The organism is Streptomyces sp. NPDC007856 (genome assembly GCF_042868225.1).
Taxonomy (GTDB): domain Bacteria; phylum Actinomycetota; class Actinomycetes; order Streptomycetales; family Streptomycetaceae; genus Streptomyces.
In genome coordinates this window covers 53769-74216 of record NZ_JBIAEC010000024.1, presented here as the reverse complement: position 1 = coordinate 74216, position 20448 = coordinate 53769, and the positions used below count along the sequence as shown (strand labels likewise).

Sequence of the window (20448 nt, the reverse complement as noted above, 5' to 3'; positions counted from 1 at the left end):
ACCGCGACGGCACTCGCGCTCCCCGACGCCACCTCGACGCTCGGGCGGTTCCTATTCCCGGGCCGTTACCCTCGTCCTGGCCGCCGCGCTGTCCGGCCGCAACCGGCAAGCCAACGGCTGACCAACACCGGCAAACCAATGTTGACGTGTCCTTGACTACTCCTTCCAACTCCGGTCACCCGACGCAGGGCTAGGCTCGCCGGGCGACTCATGTCCCGGCGACACCGGGACCGTACCTGCGCCAGCACAGCCCGAGACGAACCGTCATCGCGGAGTTGGGGGAATCGCCATGCGCACACGTACAAGAGCGTCTCTCGTGGCCACCGCCGCTGCGTTCCTGCTCGTCACCCCAGTGGGCAGTTCCGCAGCCTCGAGCGACAGCCAGCCGGTCCACCTGGTCTCACCCACCGACCCTTACGCCGCCTGCGACATCAGCGGCGACGGGACCGGCACCAACTACCTGTCCGCCGAGGACGAACCGTACGTCACCGTCTCCCCGCGCGACCCACGCAACGCGGTCGGCATCTTCCAGCAGGACCGCTGGTCCAACGGCGGTGCCCGAGGGCTGACCGCCACGTACACCCATGACGGGCGGCACTTCACCGAGACCACGCTGCCGTTCTCGCATTGCGCGCCCGCGGGGCTCAACTACCAGCGCGCGTCCGATGGTTGGGTGAGCACCGGCCCGGACGGCACGGTCTACGCCAGCGGTCTGGTGTTCGACGCGACCGACGCGCGCAACGGCGTGGCCGCCTCGACGTCGTACGACGGCGGGCGCACCTGGAAGCACACGACCCCCCTGATCGACGACACGCAGGCCCGGTTCAGCGACGACAAGAACGCCGTCACCGCCGACCCCCTCCATCCCGGTGTCGCCTATCAGGTCTGGGACCGCATAGACGAGGACGACTCCGCCAAGGTCTACGACGGACCCGCCTACATCTCCGTCACCCGCGACGGCGGCCGGCACTGGACGAAGGCGCGCCCGTTCGTGGACACCTCAGTCGTCCCGCACTCGCAGACCATCGGCAACGTCATCGTCGTCGACCCGCGCACCGACACCCTCTATGACGTCTTCGACTGGCAGACGTACGACCTCGACTACAGCACCGGCACGTTCACGCCCACCGACCTGCATTTCGCCGTCGTCAAGTCGACCGACCAGGGCCGCACGTGGAGCACGCCGGTCACGATTGCCAAGGACACGTCCGTACCCGAAGTCGACCCCAACGCCCCCACCGACGCAACCAAGTCCCTGCGGGCCGGCGGCGATCTACCCAACGTCGCCATCGACCCGCGCACCGGTGAGCTGTACGTCGCCTACGAAGGATCCGACTTCAGTGGTGGCGGCTACGACTCCGTGGAACTGATCCACTCCACCGACGGCGGCCGGACCTGGTCGGCACCAAAACGAGTCAACTCTGTTGCCTCCGCACCCGCGTTCACGCCCTCGGTCAGTGTGGACGCCCGTGGCACGGTCGCGATCACCTACTACGACCTGCGCTACCTCACCGCGGGGAACACCACCACCTTGCCCGCCGCCGCCTGGCTGGTCACCTTCCCCCGTGGCGCGGAAAACCGTGCGACCGAGCGCCGTATCTCCCGCGTCTTCGACTGGCTCCAGGCTCCCTACGCCGGAGGCCACTTCCTCGGCGACTACGAGGGCCTCGCCACGGAAGGCCGCTCCGCCGTACGTCCGCTGTTCGTCGAGACCAACGCCAACGCGCCGCAGGACTCCACGGACGCCTACAGCGGGCTGTTCTCCACCGGCAGGGACGACGGCGCCTTTGCTGCGGTCGCGGCCGCGCCGCGCGCGACGGGAGCCCTGAAAGCCCGGCCGCATCGGTTCTTCCGGTGATCGGAGGCGTGCCCGAAGCACGCTGTGACGGGCGCGACTTCGGGTTCATCTGAGACGCAAGGTAAACAACCCACCATTTTTCCTGTGAGCCCTTTGTGTGACTGTTGTGGTCACGCCAAGATCCCCTCTGCGCCCGGGACACCCCCATATGCCCGGCGCAGGGAGGAGCGGGCATGTTGCCCCCGAAGCACCAGCGACGGTTCATAACCTGCACCGTCGTAGCGGCCGCGTTCGGACTGGTAAGCACCCAGTCGTTCGCGGCGCCGAACAACGCAAGACCCCGGCCCTGGCAGGCGCGCCACCAGGCCGCCATGGGCCGGCAGCACATCAAGGCGGTGCACGCCGGCCAAGGGATGTCCGCGTTCGCCGCGGAAGGCGGCGACGACGACGGCGCCGACGAGGCGGAGAACTCCGCCGAGGCGACCGCCCAGTTCACCGAGGCCCGCACCGCGCCCGGCGTGGTCGCACCCGGCGCCTACGGGGCGGCCTGGCAGCAACTGCAGTCGATGAAGCACACGAGCGGCAGCTGGGACCACGTCACCAAGAGGGCGTACAACTCCGACGACCCCCGCTACCGCGATGTGAACTCCAACTCCAGCGGTGGCGCGGGCGACGTCACGGGCCGGATCACCGGCATCGCGGCCGACGACCAGGGCTATGTGTACGCGGGCGGCGCCAACGGTGGTGTCTTCCGGTCCACCACCGGTGGCGGGCACTGGAAGCCGATCTCCGACAGGCTGCCGTCCCTGTCGACGGGCACCCTCGCGCTGGACGGGCAGAAGCGGCTCTGGTACGCCACGGGCGAATCCAACACCGGGGCGACGTCCTTCGTGGGGACGGGCGTGTACGTCCTCAAGGACCCGCGCCACGGCCAGTTCCAGCCCGGCGACCGCGTCGGCGGCGCCGAACTGGAGTCCACCGTCATCCACGCGCTGCGTTTCGCCGGCACCAAGGTGTGGGCGGCCACCAGCACCGGTGTCTGGTCGCACTCCACGACCACCCTGTCCGGGCCCTGGAAGCACGAGTTCGCCCCCAACCCCGACTATCTGCCGGGCGGTTCCAAGGCGGACGACCCGAGCGCGCCGTACAAGAACATCGCCAATGACATCGCCGTCGACCCCAAGGACCCGGACAAGGTCCTGCTCGCGGTCGGCTGGCGCGGCGGTGACACATACAACGGGCTGTACGCCAAGCAGGACGACGGCAGCTGGAAGCCGGTCAGCGGCCTCGGTGACCTGCCCACCAGCAGCGCCGACGTCGGCAACATGACGTTCGCCGCCGCGGCCGACGGCTCGCGTCTGTACGCCATCGACCAGTCGCCGGCGCAGATGGCCGCCAACCCGGACAGCGGGCTCAAGGGCGTGTACGTGTCGAAGAACGGCTCGCCGTTCGGGCCGTGGACGCAGATCGCGGACTACACCAAGCTGAAGGCGTCCGGATCCGCCCTGCAGAGCGCGGGCTACATGCCGGGCATCCAGTCCTGGTACAACCAGTTCCTCCAGGTCGACCCGGCCAACGCCGACCACGTCTACCTCGGCCTGGAAGAGGTCTTCGAGACCAAGAACGGCGGCCAGAGCTGGACAGTGCCCGGCCCGTACTGGAACTTCCCCTTCCCCTGCTGGAGCATCGACCCTTCGAAGCAGACCGGTGACTGCTCGCCCACGACCCATTCCGACCAGCACGCGGTCGCGATCGGCAGCTACAAGGGCAAGACCTGGGCGTATGTTGGCAACGACGGCGGCATCTACCGGCGTCCGCTGAACGGCGCGGTCGACTCCGGCGGCCACGCCAAGGACTGGCAGTCCCTGAGCGACGGCACCCTCGACACCCTCCAGTACTACTCGGTGGGCGTCGGCAAGGACCTCGACCGAGGTGGCGTCTCGGTGACCGGCGGCCTGCAGGACAACGGCCAGTCGATCCTGCGCGGCCACGACAAGGTCATGGGCTCCAACTTCGGCGGAGACGGCGGCGACACCATCGCCGACCCCGCCGACGGCTGCAACATCGCCGCCGAGTACGTCTACCTCGACATGTGGGTCACCCAGAACTGCGGCGTGAACGACGGTTCCTGGTCGACCGACCCGTCCAAGGCCACCGAGTACGAGGTCGCCCCGCCGGACAAGGACCAGGGCGGCGCGGGCGCCCGCTTCATCGCGCCGATCACGGCCGACGCCAAGGACACCAACACCTGGATCGCGGGCGGCCGGCACGTGTGGGTGAACACCAAGGGCTTCGCCATCCGCTCCGGCAAGGAGTGGACGAACGCCTACGACCTCGGCGAGGGCCACGTGGCCACGGCGGTGGCGTCCTCAGGCGGCGCCGTGTACGTCGGCTGGTGCGGCCCCTGCAACAACCAGGGCTTCACTCGCGGCATCGCGGTCGGCAACGCCGACGGCACCGGCTGGCACCAGCTGAACCTCCCGGTCGACGGCACGATCCCGAACCGCTACGTTTCCGGCTTCGAGATCGACCCGGCCGACGCCCAGCACGTCTACGTGGCGATCAACGGCTTCTCCCGCCGCTTCACCGAGGGCCCCGGCGCGGGCGTCGGCCACGTCTTCGAGTCCAAGGACGGCGGCGCCAGCTGGACGGACATCTCCGCCAACCTGCCCGACGTCCCCGCCGACACGGTCAAGGTCCTGCCGAACGGCGGCCTCGCCCTCGGCACCGACCTGGCCACCTTCTACCGCCCCGCCGGGGCCACGAAGTGGCTGGTCCTGGGGCACGACCTGCCCACCACGGCCGTGATGCAGCTGCGCCTCGGCCCCGACGGCAAGCTCTACGCCGCCACCCACGGACGCGGCATCTGGTCCTACGACGTACGGCGCCTCAAGGGCCGTAAGGACTGATCACGCCGGATTCCCGGCATACGACGACGGCCGGTGCGCCCCCCGTTTCCGGGGACGCACCGGCCGTATGTCGTGCGGGTTCACTGCACGGGGTACGCCGCCACACTCAGCCGAAGCGTGAAGAGCGGCGCGCTCTCGGGACCCCATGTGACGCTGACCGCTCCGATGCGGGCGGCACGTACCGTGACCCGGGTGACACCCCTGCTGGCGGTGGCGGAGGAGGTCACCAGCGCCAGCATCGGGTTGCTGCTGCGCGGCTGCGGCCAGGAGCCCTGGGGCGCGGGGCTCCAGGACGACGGTCACCGTCGTACCGGATCGCACGCACAGGCGCTGGACGGAGGCGTCGCCGACAGCCTCCATCACGGCGGTGAACTGGGTGCAGTCGTTGGTGTTGCCGCCCGTGACGGTGAAGCCGAGCGGGCGGCCGGCGCCGTCGCAGGCCAGGTGGATCTTGCTGGTCAGACCGCCTCGGGAGCGTCCGAGGGCCGGGCTGCGGAGCCCCCTTTTCGGGCCCCGGCGGCGTGCTGATGGGCCCGGACGATCGTGGAGTCGACCGACACCAGCCAGTCGATGTCGCCGGACGCGTCCGCCTTCGCCTGGGCGGTGCGAAGCATCCGCTCGAACGTGCCGTCCGCCGCCCACCGGCGGAAACGGGTGTGCGACGTCGCCCACGGCCCGTACCGCTCGGGCACGTCCGCCAAGCCGTGCCCGTACGGAACTTCCACACGATCCCATTCAGGACCCTGCGGTCATCCAGCCGCTTTCGCCCACGCAGCGACTCGGGCAGCAACGGCCGTATGAACTCCCACTCGGCGTCCGACAGTTCATGGCGACGTATCACCTCACCATGATCCACCATCCAAGATCGTTTGAAGACACTGCCTAGTGCTGGGCGTCGTTGTTGCTGCCGAAGTCGGGTACGTCGGTGGACAGCAGGTGTTCGGCGCCGCCTTCGAGGGCCTTGGCCGTCTCGGTGGAGCGGGGGAGCATGGTCTTCTCGTAGGTGCGGATCGCGTCCGCGACGGTGGCGGCGTTCATGAGAGCGAGGGCGATTTCGCTGGCGTCGAGCATGGCGAGGTTGACGCCGACGCCGAGCGGGGGCATGAGGTGGGCGGCATCTCCGAGCAGGGTCACCGTCGGGTTGTGTTCCCAGGTGTGCGGGACCGGGAGGGCGAAGATCGGGCGGTTGACGTAAGGGCCGTCGTTTTCGGTGATCATCCGGCGGATGCGGGGCGACCAGTGGGCGTACTCGCGCAGGAGCAAGGCGCGGATGCCGTCGGTGTCCTCGACTGTCAGGCCGCTCGTGTTGATCCAGTCGACCGGGACGCGTTGGATGATGTAGACGCGGATGTGGTTTCCGCTGTTGCGCTGGGCGAACAGGCCGCGCTCGCCGTCGGCTGCGTGGGCGCTGCCCTGGCCGACCAGCTCAGCCATGTCCGGGTGCCGGTTCTCGACGTCTGAGAACCATGCTTCCAGGAAGCTCACCCCGGTGTACTCGGGGACGGCGGGGGACACAGCCGGGCGTACCCGGGAGGAGGCGCCGTCGGCGCCGATGACCAGATCGGTCTGGGTGGTCGTGCCGTCGGTGAAGTGCAATTGCCGCGGCCCGTCGTCAGGTCCGCTGATCGTGTCGAGGGCGCGGCCCCAGTGCACAGTTCCCGGTTGCAGGGAGTCGAGCAACAGGTTACGCAGCTGGCCACGGTCGATTTCCGGCTTGAAGAGTTCGTCGGCCGCCGGGACTTCATGGGACTTGATCGTGCCGGTCGGGTCCATCTGCCGCATTTCCTGCCCTTCGGGGCGGGCGAGCTTGAAGAACTCGTCGAGCAGACCGGCTTCGCGCAGGGCGAGCTGACCGTTGTCCGCGTGCAGGTCGAGGGTGCCGCCCTGGTTGCGCGCGTCGGGGCCCCGGTCGCGGTCGTAGACGGTGACCGCTATGCCGCGCTGCTGGAGGATGCGGGCGCAGGTCAGTCCGCCGGGGCCGGCACCGATGATGCTGATGCGTGCCCGGGCAGGTTCTGGGGAGTTCATGGTTGTCCCTTTCAGTCGGCGAAGAGAGGCGAGCAGGCCGGGCGTTGTCGACCTCAGCACCGGCACCGGATGTGACCCGCAGAGGGCCCCTCAGGTGAACAGGTCGGCGCGGTGCAGACGATGACCAGGCCGACGAGGATGTGCCGCTCAGGTGCTCGTGCATATCCATAGAATCAGAGCGAGTAGAAAAGTGCAACGACTCTACTTAGTGACTGATTCGACTATCTAGTACGCTGTAGTCATGACCGTGCCCTCTGCCAGCCGCCGCGACCGCAAGAAGGCGGCCACCCGGCAAGCGATCGCCGACGCCGCACTGCAACTCTTCCTGGAGCGCGGCTACGATCAGGTGAGCATCCGTGACATCGCCGACGCCGCCGACGTGTCGACCGCTACGGTGTTCAAGCACTTCAGCGGCAAGGAAGCGCTGGTATTCGACCAGGACGAAGACCGAGAGTCACAGCTGATCGCCGCGGTGCGGCAGCGACCCTCCGACCAGAGCATCCTCGATGCCCTCCGACAGCACGTCCTGGACACCTGGCCGTCGATCGAGGCACATCCTCAGGCGGCCGAGTTCACCAACCTGGTGAACTCAACGCCGGTGCTGCGCGCCTACGCCGAACGCATGTGGACCCGGTACACCGACAGCCTCAGCGCAGTCATCGCCGACGAGTTCGGCGTGGAGCACGACAACCTCGCGTGTGTAGCTATTGCCCGATTCGTACTCGAGATCCCGGTGCTCGCTCGCGGCCGGCAGGACCGCCGGGCCGCCATCGAGGCAATCTTCGACATCCTCACCCACGGCTGGGAGCCGCCAAGCAAGCCGCCCGCGCCATAGCACCTGGACCGTTTTCTGGGCCCGTCCTCGACCAGCCTCGGCTTGCCCCACTGCGTGTATCGGTCGCGCTCACCCCCTGCCTGGCGACGAGACCTGACATCCCGTCATTCCCAAACGGCAAGCACCTCATTCTGATCCGTCGGCGGACAGCACACGAGTCAGCTCGGCCGTTCCCGGGAGCATCGGGAAGAACCGGTCGCCGTTCCAACTGCGCGGGTACATCGGCTCGTCCAGCACAAGTAGGCGGCGTCCCTCCACAACGGGGATGTCGTCGGGCAGCCCCTCGTTCCAGATCCGCTCCCCGTCCGGGGCGAGGAGTTCGAAGGCCCCGGTCGCGACGGCCTCGGTGCGCCCCTGGGCGGGCTCGGGGTCCGTGGCCAGGCGGACGCTCTCCGCCGACGGTGCGGTGCCGGGCACGTGGCCGCCGCCGACGAGCACGTGGGCGAGCAGCGTGTGCAACTGGAAGTTGTCCCCGATGCCGCCGATGCGCACTTCGAACCCGGTCCCGGTGGGCCGGTGCAACACAACCAGGGGCTCGTCGTCCAGGATCGCCAGCGCGTAGGCCAGGCACTTGAGGTCGTGCCGCTCCAGGGTCGCCAGGTCGCGGCAGGCCGGGAGGAGCGCGGATGCGTGCCGACGGCGCACCTCGGTGCTGCGGCACAGCACGGCCAGCGCGGGGGGCTGCCACTGCTCGACCGAGCACCAGGCCAGCGCCAGCCGCAACGCCTCGTGCGCCTCGCCACCCAGCCGGGCCATCAGCGCGTCATCGACGATCTTCTCGTCGGCCTCCGGCAGTTCGTCCCCGGCACCGTCGGCGGCGGCCCAGTGGCGGGCGAACTCCAGGGGATCGAGCAGGTCCCGGTGGGTGCCGTCGAGGATCGGCTCCGCACAGGCCGCCGGATCGGCACCACGTTCCACGCAGAAGCCGGCCATCGTCGCCAGCATCGGGCGCGGACCGGTGGGCGGAAAGGCGGGGAGTAGCGCGGCCAACCGGGGTCCCACCGGCACGCATTCGATGCCCGTCGCCGACTGCAGACCACTCATCGCCGCGTTGAACGCACGCTCGGTGCGGCCACCGTCGCGAGCGGGCTTCCAGTAGTCCGAGGTCGCTTCGATCACGACGAGTGTGACCTCGGCGGCGAGCAGATGGCCCCGCAGGGCAGGGACCGCGTACGTCGTCGAACCCAGGTCGTGGTCTGGTTGGTGAACGCTCCCCGCCGCTTGGTGCTCGGAGTGCGGACGCATACCTTGGCGTCCTTCCTGCTGATGTCCACTCCCGCGCGGCGTTCGTGCAGTACATCCACGGCCTTGTTCCCTCCCTCACCGCAAACCGCGTACGCCGTTCCGGGAGGGCCAGGGTGGAACAGCAATTCTGACGCCCGTGCTCCCAGCAACACTCCACAGTTCCCGTTGACGGCCCCCAGCACCACGCTGACCTGCGAGCTCACCGGCATCACAGAGGCATCGGTTTCGGCCGGAACGAACCCCTCCAGCATCCCGCACCGGCATCAGCCCACGTCAGGGCAGACAGAAGCACCCCCGGCGCGCGCCACGGCATTTACTACGCCCCCGGCGCGCACCGAAGGTGCGCTGAGTCGCTGACCTGCGCGGATTGGTTGTGCCGGCATCGTTGTACAGGGGGGCGAGCGCCCATGGTCGACCGTGGTTGTCCGCACTTACGGGCACGGATTGGGCACGCCCCCGCCGCACACCCGTCCTCGCCGTCCTCAGCCGCCTCGGTTCCTGACGGCGCGGCCGACACCGGGGCGCCCCGGGACGAGCCGCTGTGGGCCCCGTCCGACGCGAGACCGACCCACACGGTTGACACCCAGGCGTGCGCCGACCCCGCGGTCACCACCCTCAGGCCGGGACCGGCGAGGTTGCGGTGCTCGTCCTCGGGCCCAAGCATGGGCTCAGGAGAACAGCGACAGAGCACATCGGAGGGGAACGTCCCGGGAGGAGAGCCATGCCGTTTCCTGCCCCCCGGTCTGCCGGCCGTCGCAGGACAAGGCGCACTCGACAGGCATGCCTGCGATCGACATGACCGACGACGACCGGCCGCTGCGCTGTCTGGTCACCGGTGCCACCGGTTACATCGGCGGCAGGCTGGTGCCGGAGCTGCTGGCCGCCGGGCATTCCGTGCGCTGCCTGGCCCGCGCCCCCGGCAAGCTGCGGGACCATCCGTGGTCTGGGCAGGTGGAGGCCGTGCGCGGGGACGTGACGGACGAGGGGGCCGTGCGCGCGGCCATGGAGGGCATGGACGTCGCGTACTACATGGTGCACGCGCTGGGCACCGGTCGGGGCTTCGAGGAGACCGACCGGCGAGCGGCCAGGATCTTCGGTGAGCAGGCGCGTGCCGCCGGAATCCGTCGGATCGTCTACCTCGGCGGTCTGAGCCCTTCCGGAGTACCCGAGCACGCACTCTCACCCCATCTGCGGTCCCGGGCCGAAGTGGGCCGCATCCTCCTGGCCTCGGGCGTGCCCACCGCCGTACTGCGGGCAGCTGTGATCATCGGGTCGGGTTCGGCCTCGTTCGAGATGCTGCGGTATCTGACCGAGCGGCTGCCCGTGATGGTGACCCCGAGCTGGGTGCGCACCCGCATCCAGCCCATCGCCGTCCGCGACGTGCTGCGCTTCCTCGTGGGATGCGCGAGGCTTCCGTACGACGTGAACCGCGCCTTCGACATCGGCGGACCGGACATCGTCACGTACGAGGAGATGATGCGGCGGTACGCCGTCGTCGCCGGGCTGCCGAAACGCGTCATCCTCCCCGTTCCGCTGCTCACCCCCCGGCTGTCCAGCCTCTGGGTCGGTCTGGTCACCCCGGTACCGGGCGCCCTCGCGCGCCCGCTGGTCGAGTCGCTGAAGCACGAGGTGGTCTGCACCGAGCGGGACGTCGTCCGTTATGTGCCGGACCCGTCGGAGGGACCGGTCACCCTCGACCGGGCGATCCGGCTGGCTCTGAGGCGCGTGCAGGACGCGGACGTCGCCACCAGGTGGTCCTCGGCCTCGATTCCCCGCGCCCCCAGCGACCCGCTGCCCACCGACCCCGACTGGGCGGGCGGGAGCCTCTACACGGATCACCGCGAGCGCACGGTCGCGGCGTCGCCGCAGGCCCTGTGGCGGGTGGTGGAGGCGATCGGCGGCGAGCACGGCTGGTACTCCTCGCCGCTGGCCTGGTCCCTGCGGGGCTGGCTGGACACCCTCGTGGGCGGTGTCGGCCTGCGCCGGGGCCGCCGGGACGCGACCCGGCTGCGGGTCGGCGACAGCCTGGACTTCTGGCGAGTGGAGGAGATCGAGCCGGGACGGCTGCTCCGGCTGCGCGCGGAGATGCGGCTGCCTGGCCTGGCCTGGTTGGAGATGGCCGTCGACCGGGATACACAGGGACGCACGGTGTACCGGCAGCGGGCCCTGTTCCATCCGCACGGCCTGGCCGGGCACGCCTACTGGTGGGGCGTGGCCCCCTTCCACGCCGCGGTCTTTGGCGGCATGGCCCGCAACATCGCCGCCGCGGCCGAATCGGCCGCCCCCGAACCGGCCCGCACTCACTGAGGGGGCTCAAGGAACTGTGCGCGTTTCGGTCGCCCTGTTCACCGCCGATCTTCGGGTGCACGACAACCCGGTCCTCCGGGCCGCCCTGAAGGATGCGGAACGTGTGGTCCCGCTCTTCGTCGTCGACACCGGCATCCGCCGCACCGGCTTCGCCGGACCCAACCGCGCGGCGTTCCTCGCTGGCAGCCTGGCCGATCTCGACATGACCCTGAGGGCTCGGGGCGGTCGGCTGGTGGTGCGCGTCGGCGACGTGGTCGAGGAGACCTGCCGGGTGGCGTCGGAGACCGGGGCCACCGTGGTGCACGTCGCGGGCGGGGTGAGCCGCTATGCGGTACGGCGCGAGGACCGGCTGCGCGCGGAGCTGGCCGGTGACCGACGGGAACTACGTGTCCACGACGCCTCGTTGACGGTCGTACCGCCGGGGGCACTGACACCGGCGGGCAAGGGCCACTTCGCCGTCTTCACCCCGTACTTCCGCCGATGGGAGAGCTTCTCCGTGCGCGACGTCCTGCCGGCACCGGACGTCGTACGGCTACCCGACGTGGGCTCGGCCGGCCTTCCTCGCGCAGAGTCCCTCGCGTCGGGTTCCACGTCGCCGGGCCTGGCCGTCGGCGGGGAATCCGAGGCCCGCCGCAGGATGTGGTCATGGCTGGCGGGTCCGCTGTCCGCGTACGCCGACCGGCACGACGACCTGGCCGCCGACGCGACCTCCCGGCTCTCCCCCTATCTGCACTTCGGCTGCCTCTCGCCCACCGAACTGCTGCACCGGGCTCGCGCCCAGGACGGTCCCGGTGCGCATGCCTTCGTCCGCCAGCTCGCCTGGCGGGACTTCCATCACCAGGTCCTGGCGGCTCGCCCCGACGCGGCCGACCACGACTACCGGCCCCGGCACGACCGCTGGCGCCGCGCGACGAAGGAGTTCGAAGCCTGGCGGGACGGCCGCACGGGCTACCCCGTCGTCGACGCCGCCCTGCGACAGCTGCGCCACGAGGGCTGGATGCCGGGCCGGGCCCGCCTGCTCGCGGCAAGCTTTCTCACCAAGACGCTGTACATGGACTGGCGGGTGGGAGCCCGCCACTTCCTGGACCTCCTTGTCGACGGCGATGTGGCGAACAACCAGCTCAACTGGCAGTGGGCCGCCGGGACCGGCACGGACACCCGCCCGAACCGGCTCCTCGACCCACTCGCCCAGGCACGCCGGTACGACCCCCGCGGGGAGTACGTACGACGCTGGCTCCCCGAGCTCCGCCACCTCGACGCCACGGCGGTCCACCGCGTCCCCTACCTCGACGCAGCCACCCGTGCGGGCCTGGACTACCCCGCCCCGATCGTGGATCTCGCCGCGGCTGCCGCCCGGTTCAGGGAGCGACGGGGCGCCGAGTGACCGGAACAGAACAAACCCCAGGCCGCTGGTCCGAAAGTAATGGGTGAGGTACGGGTCGAGCGGGTGCTGTGACGCTGGTGGGTGTCAGGGTTGGACAGCCGAGTGTTGCAACGCCCCAGCACGACGGGTGCTGGCGCACTCGACAGGGCGGCGAAGCGCCCGATGGTCTGACGTCCGCCTCCGTCGGCCCGCTGCCTCCCCCGTTTCGGGGATCGGCCGGGGCTTCACGCTCTGCCTCCATCTGAATCCGTGCTGGCTTGGGCTACAACCGCGTAGCGGGTCACCGTGGGAATGGTGTCCGGGAGGCGGGGCACATGAGTCGTGTAAGACGCATGCGAACGGTGGCTGCAAGGGAGGCTTGCGATGCTCATGGCGCACCCCGCCGTGCTGAAGAACTTGATCGAGCAGTACGAGACGCTGCGTGTCCTGCACGCGGAAGAGGGGCATGAGGAGGTGCGCCGACGGATGGACGACATCGCTTACACCCTGTGTGTGTCGACTGGTACCAGTGATATCGACGCCGCCCTCGTCGCAGCCCGGCACCGGCTACCCGGTGCCCGTGTCGAAGACGACTCCCTCCTTGCCACCTGACTGCTTCGTTGATCGGTGCCGATGACTACCGAGCCGCCGACTTTCACCAGTCTCGAGGAAGTTGGCGACGATTCAGGGCTGCTCGCCTGCCTCGTTAGCAGCTGACGGGTAGTCGATGAGGGCCCTCGGGGCTGGTGGGCTCGGGTGTTGAGGGGTCGCCTATTCACGGCCGAGACCAAATGAGGCTCGCGCTGAGTGATCAGCGCGACCCCGGCGGGCGTTGATCGCTAGGGACTACCGGTGCCTGGTACGGACGTCGTGCAAGGCACCCGACCATGCCAGAAGGCACCAAGGCAGCCTTTGCCGTCAGCTGACTTGGCCGCCCGTCGGCCGCAGCGAGAGCACCTGCGGACGTGCCAGCGTTCGTACTCCTCCGGCGTCACTGCTCAGTCCTCCGTCAGCCTGACCCGCTTGGGGCGGCGGTCGGCCAGGTCGATCGGCGCGTTTTCGCCGACGGCCCGCCGGACGGTCAGGCGCAGCCCCCAGAGCCGGCCATTGCGGACCGGATCCGCGCCCTCACGCCGCAGCGCGGTGATCAGCTTGCGGAACTGCCGCGGGCTCAGCCCGGTGAATGGGGCTATCCAGGACGGTTCCGACGCCGCAATCACTCCTGCCACAACAAGATCATGGCATCGTGTCCAGCGAGCCATGGGGGACGGCCGACAAAGGCCGGACCAGGGATACCCTCGGACGATGGCGAATCGGGCGGTAGCAGCTGGAGTAGGTCTCGCGCGGGTGATGGCGCACTGCGGGGGCAGCCCATCAGCGTCCGTGCACTACCTGGCGGGTGCCATCGCCTCCGCACCTGAGAACCCCGAGCCGTATGCGGTTCTCGCCGAGTTGTGGAGGGACAAGCCGTCGGAGCTGGCCGAGGTCGTTCAGGGTGCCGACTCCTTGAGGACGGTACTGGCGCAGTCGTACATCAGCTTTCTTCGGGACGACATGGACGTCTGACTACTCCGCCCGGTGCAGAGGGTGCTGGCTGTACCGGAGTGCCGGGTGCAGGGAAGCACCGTCAAGAGCTGTGCGGCCGGGCGACGCGAGGGGCGGCGTGGTTGTCGGGGAGCCGTAGCGGTGGCCTTGGGGCTGCTGTGCTGCCGGGGACGGGGAGGCGGAGGCGCTGGTCGGCGAGGTGGCCTGGGTGGTGGCGGTCGTACCTGCGCCCCTGCCGGACGGCGGGGTGCTCGGTGACGCGGACGGGGTGCCCGGCGACGTGGACGGGGAGGTGCTGGTCGTGGGAGCGGCCGAGGCCGGCGTCCGGCCGAGCGCTGTCAACACCGCGTCGGTGACCACTCCGTCCGCGTTCGTGGTGAGGACGACGGGGTCGGCGGCGCCGAGCAGATGATCGCAGCCCAGGTTCGTGAACGTCTGGTTGGCCCGTGCCGCGAGGAAACCGAAGAGGTTCGGCGCCATGGCCGGGTCCGGCGAGGGCGCCTTCTCGAAGAGTGGCTTGTCCTTGAAGACGCGCTGGATGCCGGCCGGATCGCGGAAGAGGGTGGTGCAGAAGGCCGCTCCGTCACCGTCGGCGCCGGCACCGGCCGCGGGCATGTCGACTCCGGCGCGGTACGCGTCGGTCTTTGCGACGCTGCCACGGCCGTCGACGAGCGTCATCGGGTCGTTCCGCGGGACCAGCGCGATCGGCGCCTTCTGGTGTGCCGCGGCGGACAGTTCGTCCAGCGCGAGGGCGGACGTGGCCCGGCCGTCGCCGGACTGGTCGGGCGCGGTGAAGGGCTTGCAGCCAAGGGCAGGGTCCATGAACTGGGTCAGCAACAGGTTGTCGCTGCCGTTGGCCAGATCCCTGGGGGCGCGGGTGGTCGCCGACCTGGTCCTGCCGTTGTGCCGGTGGTGGCGGTCGCCGCGGTTGGTCAGCCGGGCGGACTTCTTGAGTGCGGCCCTGCTCGCGGCGTTGTTCTGGGCGATCCGGCCGTGCCCGTCGGCGAGGTAGTGGGTCACCACGTTGTCGCTTCCGTCCTGGTCCACGACGGAGAAGTCCCGCGTGGTCGGGCAGGGCAGGCCGTCCTTGGCTCTCCCGAGCGCCGGAATCCTGAGGTGCCCCTTGGCGATCTGGACGTTGGCGGCCCGGAAGAAGGCCGGCGCATTGCAGTACGCGAACTGGCCGAAGACCGATCCCGGCAGGCCGTTGACACACTGGCCCCGGGCTGGACCGTCCCGACGGCCGCTCGCCCGCAAGGTCAGCTCGGCGCTGTTGAAACCGAACCAGATACCCACGGTCGAGCCGCGCGGCACCGAGGGCCGGGCGGTGGGCGCGGCCGGTCTCGTGCCCTTGTCGATCACCAACGGGTTGTAGACGGTCAGCTTGCCGTTCGGGGTTACGATCGCGGCTTCCACGAACGCCGACTGATCGGGATTGGCCTCGTGACAGGGTCCCTGTGCCGGATCGGTCGCGACGAGTCTGTACGGCGTGGCCAGGCCACGGGCGGTGAGCGGATTGTCCGGTACCAGCAGCGTGCAGTTCGGATCGGGTTTGCGGGCCGCCGCGTCGGGCTGCGCGGCGGCTGCCTGGTTCTTTTGCGGGCGGTGCTGGGCACGGACGTCCGCCGCGAACACCGACCCCGCGACGACGGCGAGAATCACGGGGCCGCCGATCAGCGCGAGTGACACCTTCGACAGCTTCCGGTGCCGGGCGTGCTCCCGCCGCGCAGTACGCGACGACTGTGTCAGGTCCTTGCGGGCCACTGCGGTGCTCCTCACTGTGCGTCCTGCCGTGGGAAATGGCCCACGGTCGCGCGGGCGCACGACGGTCATGACAGTCCGGACCCTTCTGGGCGTGGCGGAGGACGAGCAACCGGATCGCCCCGCACAACGGATCCCATCGCGGTTACGTGCCGCGCGCACGGTCGGTTCAACCGCGCGCCAGTCATTGCCGAACCTTGAACGAGCGCGAGGCTGAATCCATGGGGGCGCACGCTGACGAGAGGCCAGCCGGATCGGCTCGGGGCGGACCGCGAAGGGGTCATCGTGCCGGGGAGCCGTCGTGGCCACTCCGCCGGGTGCAGGGGAGGAAAGTCGTGCGGCGGTGCCGCCCAGTGGGTAACGGAGCACATCCCGAACCGGAGCGAGCTCGCTCTTCGGGTACGGGCCGGGCGCTGTGGTACGGGGTGGGGTTCGGTGTTGCGGAGGCGCCCGGGCGAGGGCGGGAAGAGCGGGCGGAGCATCAGCCAACCTTTCATTACGAGCCAGTTGCAGGAAAGCGGCCGGTCAACGGGTACGGGTATGTGCCGCGGTGTGTGCTCGGGCCCTGCGACCGGGCCGGTTGTGCGGCAGATCTGCGCGGACACGCGCGCGGAGATTTCGGTCTGCCGTGCGTAGGGATGGGTGCCTGGTGCGTCGGCTCAGTTCTGGTCGGCCTGTGCGGCGGGGACCGGGCCGGAGCAGGTGGCGCGGCCGAAGGCGCCGGTGGCGGTGGCGCTTTGGACGTGGTGCCCGCGGATGGCGAGGGTGCAGCGGGCCTGACCGCCCTTTGCGCCGAGGACGATGCTGACGATCGGTTCCTTGCCGAGTGGGACGTCCACCGTCTTGTGCCACGGCAGCGCGGCCGCTTTGACGACGACGGCCTTGCCGGTTGTGCTGCGTGCCTGGTAGGTGAGGTCGGCGGTGCCGGTGCCGGCCACCTCGTGCCCCGAGTCGCTGCTGGTGTTCTGGTACGCGGGCCAGCGGTGTGAGTCCGAGCCGAAGTCGTCCCGCTTCCAGTACCAGCCGCTGGACGGGGCGGGCCGTGCCCAAGGGGCTACCGCTCTGCTCTGCCCGAGCGACCTCAAGCCCCCGCTCGCGGACCGGGACACCGGCTCGGTGAACGTGTACGGGTTCCCGGACCCCGCGCAGAACACTCCCAGGTCGGGGAAGGGGAACATCTTCGACCGCACGCACATCGTCGGCGACAAGGTGAGCGGCGACTGGGTGAACGAGAACCTGTTCACCGGGTTCAAGCGAATGAACCGGAGCGGCATGCGGCGTTGCGAGATCAAGATGGAGAGGCAACTCGCGGCCGGAAAGTGGGCCATGTACACCGGAAAGCTCAACTACAGCCACACCACGGGCTACGCGGACAGCATCACAATGTCCGCCTACACGGAGGACGGAGTATTGTTCGACGACGTTGTGGTCCAGAACAGCCCGGATTGGCAGACGACATGCTGAGGATCGAAGAGCTGGAAGCGGTGCTTCCCTCGATGACACGGTGGCGTGTGCCCGGCGGGCGTGGCGTGGACTGGGCTGCCCTCGAGGCGGAACTCGGGACGGCGCTGCCCTCCGACTTCCGTTCCCTGGCGGAGGCGTACCCGGTGCTGGTGATCGACGACTTCCTGAGCGTGTCCGTTCCCGTGCCCGGCACCGAGGCGTCATGGGCGGCCGAGGCCAGGGAGGACGAGATCCTTCAGGATCTGTACGAGATCGGCGACACCGAGGACTACGTTCCCTACCCGCAGCCCGGTGGCCTGATCTCCTGGGCGGAGTCCAATTCGGGGGACGCCTTCTACTGGAGGACGAGCCCCGCGAACCCGGACGCATGGCCGGTGGTCGTCCGCGGAGACAACGGCGACTGGTCGGAGTTCCCGGTCGGTGCCGTCGAGTTCCTGGTCGGCGTGGACAGGCGCACCATCCACGTAGGGGGTATGCCCGGGGACTTCCCCAGCGACCACCCGCAGGTGGTGGGCCTGAGCGACCGCATCGACTGATCGGCAGCTGAGCCCAGCCGCACGTGAAAGACGATCGCCCCCGGCACTCCCGGGGGCGATCGTCCGTTTTCGGCGTACTTCGTCCCACCGTTCGCGGTCGCCTCGACGGCTGTTGTACAACCAGGCCGCCATCGAACTGCCCGTCCCTTTCGAAGGGTGATGTCATGCTGCCCGGAATCGGAAGACCTCTCCGTCCGAGTGGGCTCCGCGCCCTCGGTCTCGTGTCGGCCGCGGCTGCCGTGGCCGTGTCGGGATGCTCTTCGCACGGTGGGAAGGGGACGTCGGCCGAGCGGCCCGTTTCGACGAGGGCCAGGGTGGCGCGGCCCGAGTCGACGCGTATGCCACGCCCCGCACCCAACCCCGTTCCGCCCCCGAAGACCGCCGCGCAGTTCGCCGCCCGCGCCCGGCAGGCGATGGGGGTCGAGAAGGGGTGAACGTTCGCTCTGCGCGGCAGTGAGTTCGCCGTGCTGCGGGGGCAGGCGCCCTCCTCCGCCACGTACACCGCGACCGTGCACCGCACTACCGCCCTCGCCGCGCTTCAGCAGACCGGCACGGTCTCCACCGGCAAGGGGGACCGCAAGCCCGAGGGGTGTACGTCGTCGGCGGGACGGGGTACGTGAAAGACGCCGCAGGGCTGGAGGAGCGGTCCGCTGTCCGATCCCTGCATCGCCGACGATGTCGAGTTTCTGGTTGTCGAGCGGGACGCGTTCGCGGAGTACGCCGAGAGTGCGACGGTGAGTCGTACGACGGCAGGGTGCGGCTGCGGGTCACCGCGTCCGGCTGGCAGCTGCCGGCTGCCCAGAACCGTCCCGCGCTGAAGAGGGCGGTGCGGGAGGTGGAGCCCACGCTGGCTCAGTTGCGCAAGGCGGGAGTGACGGCGACCGATGGTCAAATCACGCTCAAGAGCTTCACCGAGACGCAGGACCTGGAAGCGGCGGCATGAGTACGGGAGCGCGTCGCACCGGTACGCGTTCACCTTCCTCGTGCCGTGTGACCTGTGCTGACGCACGGCAGGGTAAGAAGGTTGTACGTACGGCGTGAATTCCTTTGTGGTGATCGGCACTTCCGCCCCCCGTGATGTTGGAGACGCGGATTCCGCTTGGTAATCCGGGGGACGAATCCCTGGTCCCCCTGGATCTGGGTGGAGGGGGAACGGCGTCATGGGTGGAGTGGACGCGCGACCGCGAGCGAGCGAGATGCGTGCGTGCGCTGCGGACTTCGTTGCACGCGCCACCGCCCGCAACCGGCTGCCGCTGGACTACTCCGAGCGCAGCCTGCGAGTCGTGGACTTCATGATCGGTGGGCTGCGCAAGGGCGGCGCCGACCGAGAGCGGCCGCACAGCGTGCTCTTCGGTCTCGGGGCGTACGTCGGTGAGGTGCTCGTGCGCCGAGCTGGAGCGGTTTGGATGGACTTTGACGTCCATCAGCGTGCCTACTTCGGGCAGCCGGTCGGTGTGTGCATGCCGGATGGGCGGATGTGGAATCCGCTCGGCAAGGTTCTCAACCGTTTCGAGACGGGCGGACCGGAGGACTCGTTGCAGAGGTTCTGGTTGATGCTGCACGGTCGGGCCCGGCGGCCTGCCGCCTGATGGGCGGCTTTCGGGTGTGTGCGTCCAGCATCACCGACCTGACGGTCGATCCGGTAGCTGTCCACGCCGTGGGGCGCGTCACTCCCGCCGTGACCACGGGCATCGACGAGAACCAGGCGATGCCCCCCGGCGAGCGCGTCGACATAGCCAGCCGCCCGCCACGTCGTGCGATCCCCGAAGAAACCGTGCAGCAGCACCAACGGCGGCCCGCTGCCCACAACCTCGAAGGCGATCCGAACTCCGTCGTCACGGGTGACCCGCACCGTCAGTCGCCCTGGGACGGGACGGGCGTGGCCTGGTGGTAGTACATCCGCCAACCCATCTCCTCGCCCAACCTGCGCCACAGCGAGCTCCGGCGCGCCCGCCGTCCCTCGATCGTGGTCTCGTACGTCAGGTGCACCACACCGGGAGCCAACACGACACCCGTCATAGCTGAGGGCACGTACCGAGGACCCTCCTCCGAGTTGCCGGGCATGTCCGGCAACTCGGCCAGCATCTCCTCGTACGACCACCGCCGACCCGAGGCGCCGACCTCCACGAACTCCGGGTCCAACAGCTGCCTGGCCTCCGCCCGCGACGTTCGCACGGTGGGATCCATGAGCCGCAGCTCCCCCCCTGATTGCCTCTTCCACCTCGTTCGCTTCAGCACGCACCGCTGCATCATCGCCCCACTCACCGGGCTCACCGCAACCACATAACCCAATGCTCAGTGCCGAGCGGATGATCTGGCCGCGCTGGCCAACGTCCTTGCAGCAGATGCCATCGGGCGGTCTCAGCCCAGCACCCGGGCCGCGCCTCCGTCCTGGGTCAGATGAGCGAGTTGTAGTTGTTCCAGCCGTAACCGATGGAGGTGCGGGCCAGGAAGGGCGCTGAGGCGTTGCCGGTGCCCCGGTACAGCCACAGGCCGCCCTTGCTGTCGCGGGCGACGAGGTCCGCCTTGCCGTCCCCGGTCAGGTCGGCGGTGCCGACGATGGAGTTGTAGTTGTTCCAGCCGTAACCGATGGAGGTGCGGGCCAGGAAGGGCGCTGAGGCGTTGCCGGTGCCCCGGTACAGCCACAGGCCGCCCTT

The 20448-nt window shown here is 69.5% G+C and carries 17 protein-coding genes and 4 pseudogenes; 12 read left to right on the top strand and 9 right to left on the bottom strand.

Going from position 1 to position 20448, the window contains the following annotated elements; all coding sequences use genetic code 11:
• Positions 1 to 316: 316 nt before the first annotated feature.
• A complete protein-coding gene (locus tag ACFYOH_RS38515; protein ID WP_388635586.1) occupies positions 317 to 1858 on the top strand; it encodes a neuraminidase (sialidase) in 1542 nt (513 codons plus the stop codon).
• Positions 1859 to 2031: 173 nt separating this feature from the next.
• Positions 2032 to 4707: a WD40/YVTN/BNR-like repeat-containing protein gene (locus ACFYOH_RS38510; protein ID WP_388635584.1), complete on the top strand. Its 2676-nt coding sequence runs from the start codon at positions 2032 to 2034 to the stop codon at positions 4705 to 4707.
• Between the two features lie 354 nt (positions 4708 to 5061).
• Here ACFYOH_RS38510 and ACFYOH_RS38505 read toward each other — a convergent pair.
• Together ACFYOH_RS38505 and ACFYOH_RS38500 are read right to left on the bottom strand one after the other, a co-directional pair.
• Positions 5062 to 5566, bottom strand: a pseudogene (locus ACFYOH_RS38505) (IS5 family transposase); the annotation flags it as partial.
• 23 nt (positions 5567 to 5589) lie between these two features.
• The gene (locus ACFYOH_RS38500) at positions 5590 to 6735 is read right to left on the bottom strand and encodes an FAD-dependent oxidoreductase (protein WP_388635582.1); all 1146 of its coding nucleotides are present in this window, start codon (positions 6733 to 6735) and stop codon (positions 5590 to 5592) included.
• Between the two features lie 241 nt (positions 6736 to 6976).
• Between ACFYOH_RS38500 and ACFYOH_RS38495 the strand changes: the two genes are divergently transcribed.
• Positions 6977 to 7570 carry a TetR/AcrR family transcriptional regulator gene (locus ACFYOH_RS38495; protein WP_388635580.1) on the top strand — a complete coding sequence of 198 codons (594 nt, stop codon included), beginning with the start codon at positions 6977 to 6979 and terminating at the stop codon, positions 7568 to 7570.
• 126 nt (positions 7571 to 7696) lie between these two features.
• Here ACFYOH_RS38495 and ACFYOH_RS38490 read toward each other — a convergent pair whose 3' ends face one another.
• Positions 7697 to 8815 (bottom strand): hypothetical protein, encoded by a 1119-nt coding sequence (locus ACFYOH_RS38490; protein ID WP_388635578.1) that lies wholly within the window; start codon positions 8813 to 8815, stop codon positions 7697 to 7699.
• 780 nt (positions 8816 to 9595) lie between these two features.
• On the opposite strand from ACFYOH_RS38490, the gene ACFYOH_RS38485 reads away from it, so the two are divergent.
• From ACFYOH_RS38485 to ACFYOH_RS38475, 3 genes are all read left to right on the top strand, one after another.
• Positions 9596 to 11122, top strand: coding sequence for an SDR family oxidoreductase (locus ACFYOH_RS38485; protein ID WP_388635576.1), 1527 nt, complete (start codon positions 9596 to 9598; stop codon positions 11120 to 11122).
• A gap of 16 nt (positions 11123 to 11138) precedes the next feature.
• Positions 11139 to 12506 (top strand): cryptochrome/photolyase family protein, encoded by a 1368-nt coding sequence (locus ACFYOH_RS38480; RefSeq protein WP_388635574.1) that lies wholly within the window; start codon positions 11139 to 11141, stop codon positions 12504 to 12506.
• Positions 12507 to 12869: 363 nt separating this feature from the next.
• Positions 12870 to 13097: a DUF5133 domain-containing protein gene (locus ACFYOH_RS38475; RefSeq protein WP_388635573.1), complete on the top strand. Its 228-nt coding sequence runs from the start codon at positions 12870 to 12872 to the stop codon at positions 13095 to 13097.
• A gap of 461 nt (positions 13098 to 13558) precedes the next feature.
• On the opposite strand, the pseudogene ACFYOH_RS38470 reads toward ACFYOH_RS38475, so the two are convergent.
• Positions 13559 to 13714, bottom strand: a pseudogene (locus tag ACFYOH_RS38470) (IS5/IS1182 family transposase); the annotation flags it as partial.
• A gap of 76 nt (positions 13715 to 13790) precedes the next feature.
• On the opposite strand from ACFYOH_RS38470, the gene ACFYOH_RS38465 reads away from it, so the two are divergent.
• Entirely contained in the window at positions 13791 to 14051 is a 261-nt protein-coding gene (locus ACFYOH_RS38465) for a hypothetical protein (RefSeq protein ID WP_388635571.1), read from the top strand.
• On the opposite strand, the gene ACFYOH_RS38460 is transcribed toward ACFYOH_RS38465, so the two are convergent.
• Together ACFYOH_RS38460 and ACFYOH_RS38455 are read right to left on the bottom strand one after the other, a co-directional pair.
• Positions 14052 to 15809, bottom strand: a complete 1758-nt coding sequence (locus tag ACFYOH_RS38460) for a hypothetical protein (protein ID WP_388635569.1) — start codon at positions 15807 to 15809, stop codon at positions 14052 to 14054.
• A gap of 641 nt (positions 15810 to 16450) precedes the next feature.
• A complete protein-coding gene (locus ACFYOH_RS38455; RefSeq protein ID WP_388635567.1) occupies positions 16451 to 16729 on the bottom strand; it encodes a hypothetical protein in 279 nt (92 codons plus the stop codon).
• On the opposite strand from ACFYOH_RS38455, the gene ACFYOH_RS38450 reads away from it, so the two are divergent.
• The 5 genes from ACFYOH_RS38450 to ACFYOH_RS38430 all read left to right on the top strand — a co-directional run bounded on the left by ACFYOH_RS38450 (position 16719) and on the right by ACFYOH_RS38430 (position 19380).
• Positions 16719 to 17255 carry a DNA/RNA non-specific endonuclease gene (locus tag ACFYOH_RS38450; protein WP_388635565.1) on the top strand — a complete coding sequence of 179 codons (537 nt, stop codon included), beginning with the start codon at positions 16719 to 16721 and terminating at the stop codon, positions 17253 to 17255. The genes ACFYOH_RS38455 and ACFYOH_RS38450 overlap by 11 nt on opposite strands.
• Positions 17249 to 17791: an SMI1/KNR4 family protein gene (locus tag ACFYOH_RS38445; RefSeq protein ID WP_388635563.1), complete on the top strand. Its 543-nt coding sequence runs from the start codon at positions 17249 to 17251 to the stop codon at positions 17789 to 17791. The genes ACFYOH_RS38450 and ACFYOH_RS38445 overlap by 7 nt, the downstream gene beginning before the upstream one ends.
• 464 nt (positions 17792 to 18255) lie before the next feature.
• Positions 18256 to 18411 (top strand): hypothetical protein, encoded by a 156-nt coding sequence (locus ACFYOH_RS38440; protein ID WP_388635561.1) that lies wholly within the window; start codon positions 18256 to 18258, stop codon positions 18409 to 18411.
• A gap of 134 nt (positions 18412 to 18545) precedes the next feature.
• Positions 18546 to 18734 (top strand): hypothetical protein, encoded by a 189-nt coding sequence (locus tag ACFYOH_RS38435; RefSeq protein WP_388635559.1) that lies wholly within the window; start codon positions 18546 to 18548, stop codon positions 18732 to 18734.
• A gap of 349 nt (positions 18735 to 19083) precedes the next feature.
• Complete coding sequence (locus ACFYOH_RS38430) at positions 19084 to 19380, top strand: hypothetical protein (protein ID WP_388635622.1); 297 nt, start codon at positions 19084 to 19086, stop codon at positions 19378 to 19380.
• A 53-nt stretch (positions 19381 to 19433) separates the two neighbouring features.
• Here the strand turns inward: ACFYOH_RS38430 and ACFYOH_RS38425 are convergent.
• The 3 genes and pseudogenes from ACFYOH_RS38425 to ACFYOH_RS38415 form a co-directional block, all read right to left on the bottom strand.
• A pseudogene (locus ACFYOH_RS38425) lies at positions 19434 to 19577 on the bottom strand (alpha/beta fold hydrolase); the annotation flags it as partial.
• Between the two features lie 68 nt (positions 19578 to 19645).
• Positions 19646 to 20033: pseudogene (locus tag ACFYOH_RS38420) on the bottom strand (DUF4440 domain-containing protein).
• A gap of 154 nt (positions 20034 to 20187) precedes the next feature.
• Positions 20188 to 20448 (bottom strand): FG-GAP repeat domain-containing protein (locus ACFYOH_RS38415; RefSeq protein ID WP_388635557.1); only part of this gene is annotated, 261 nt, incomplete at its 5' end.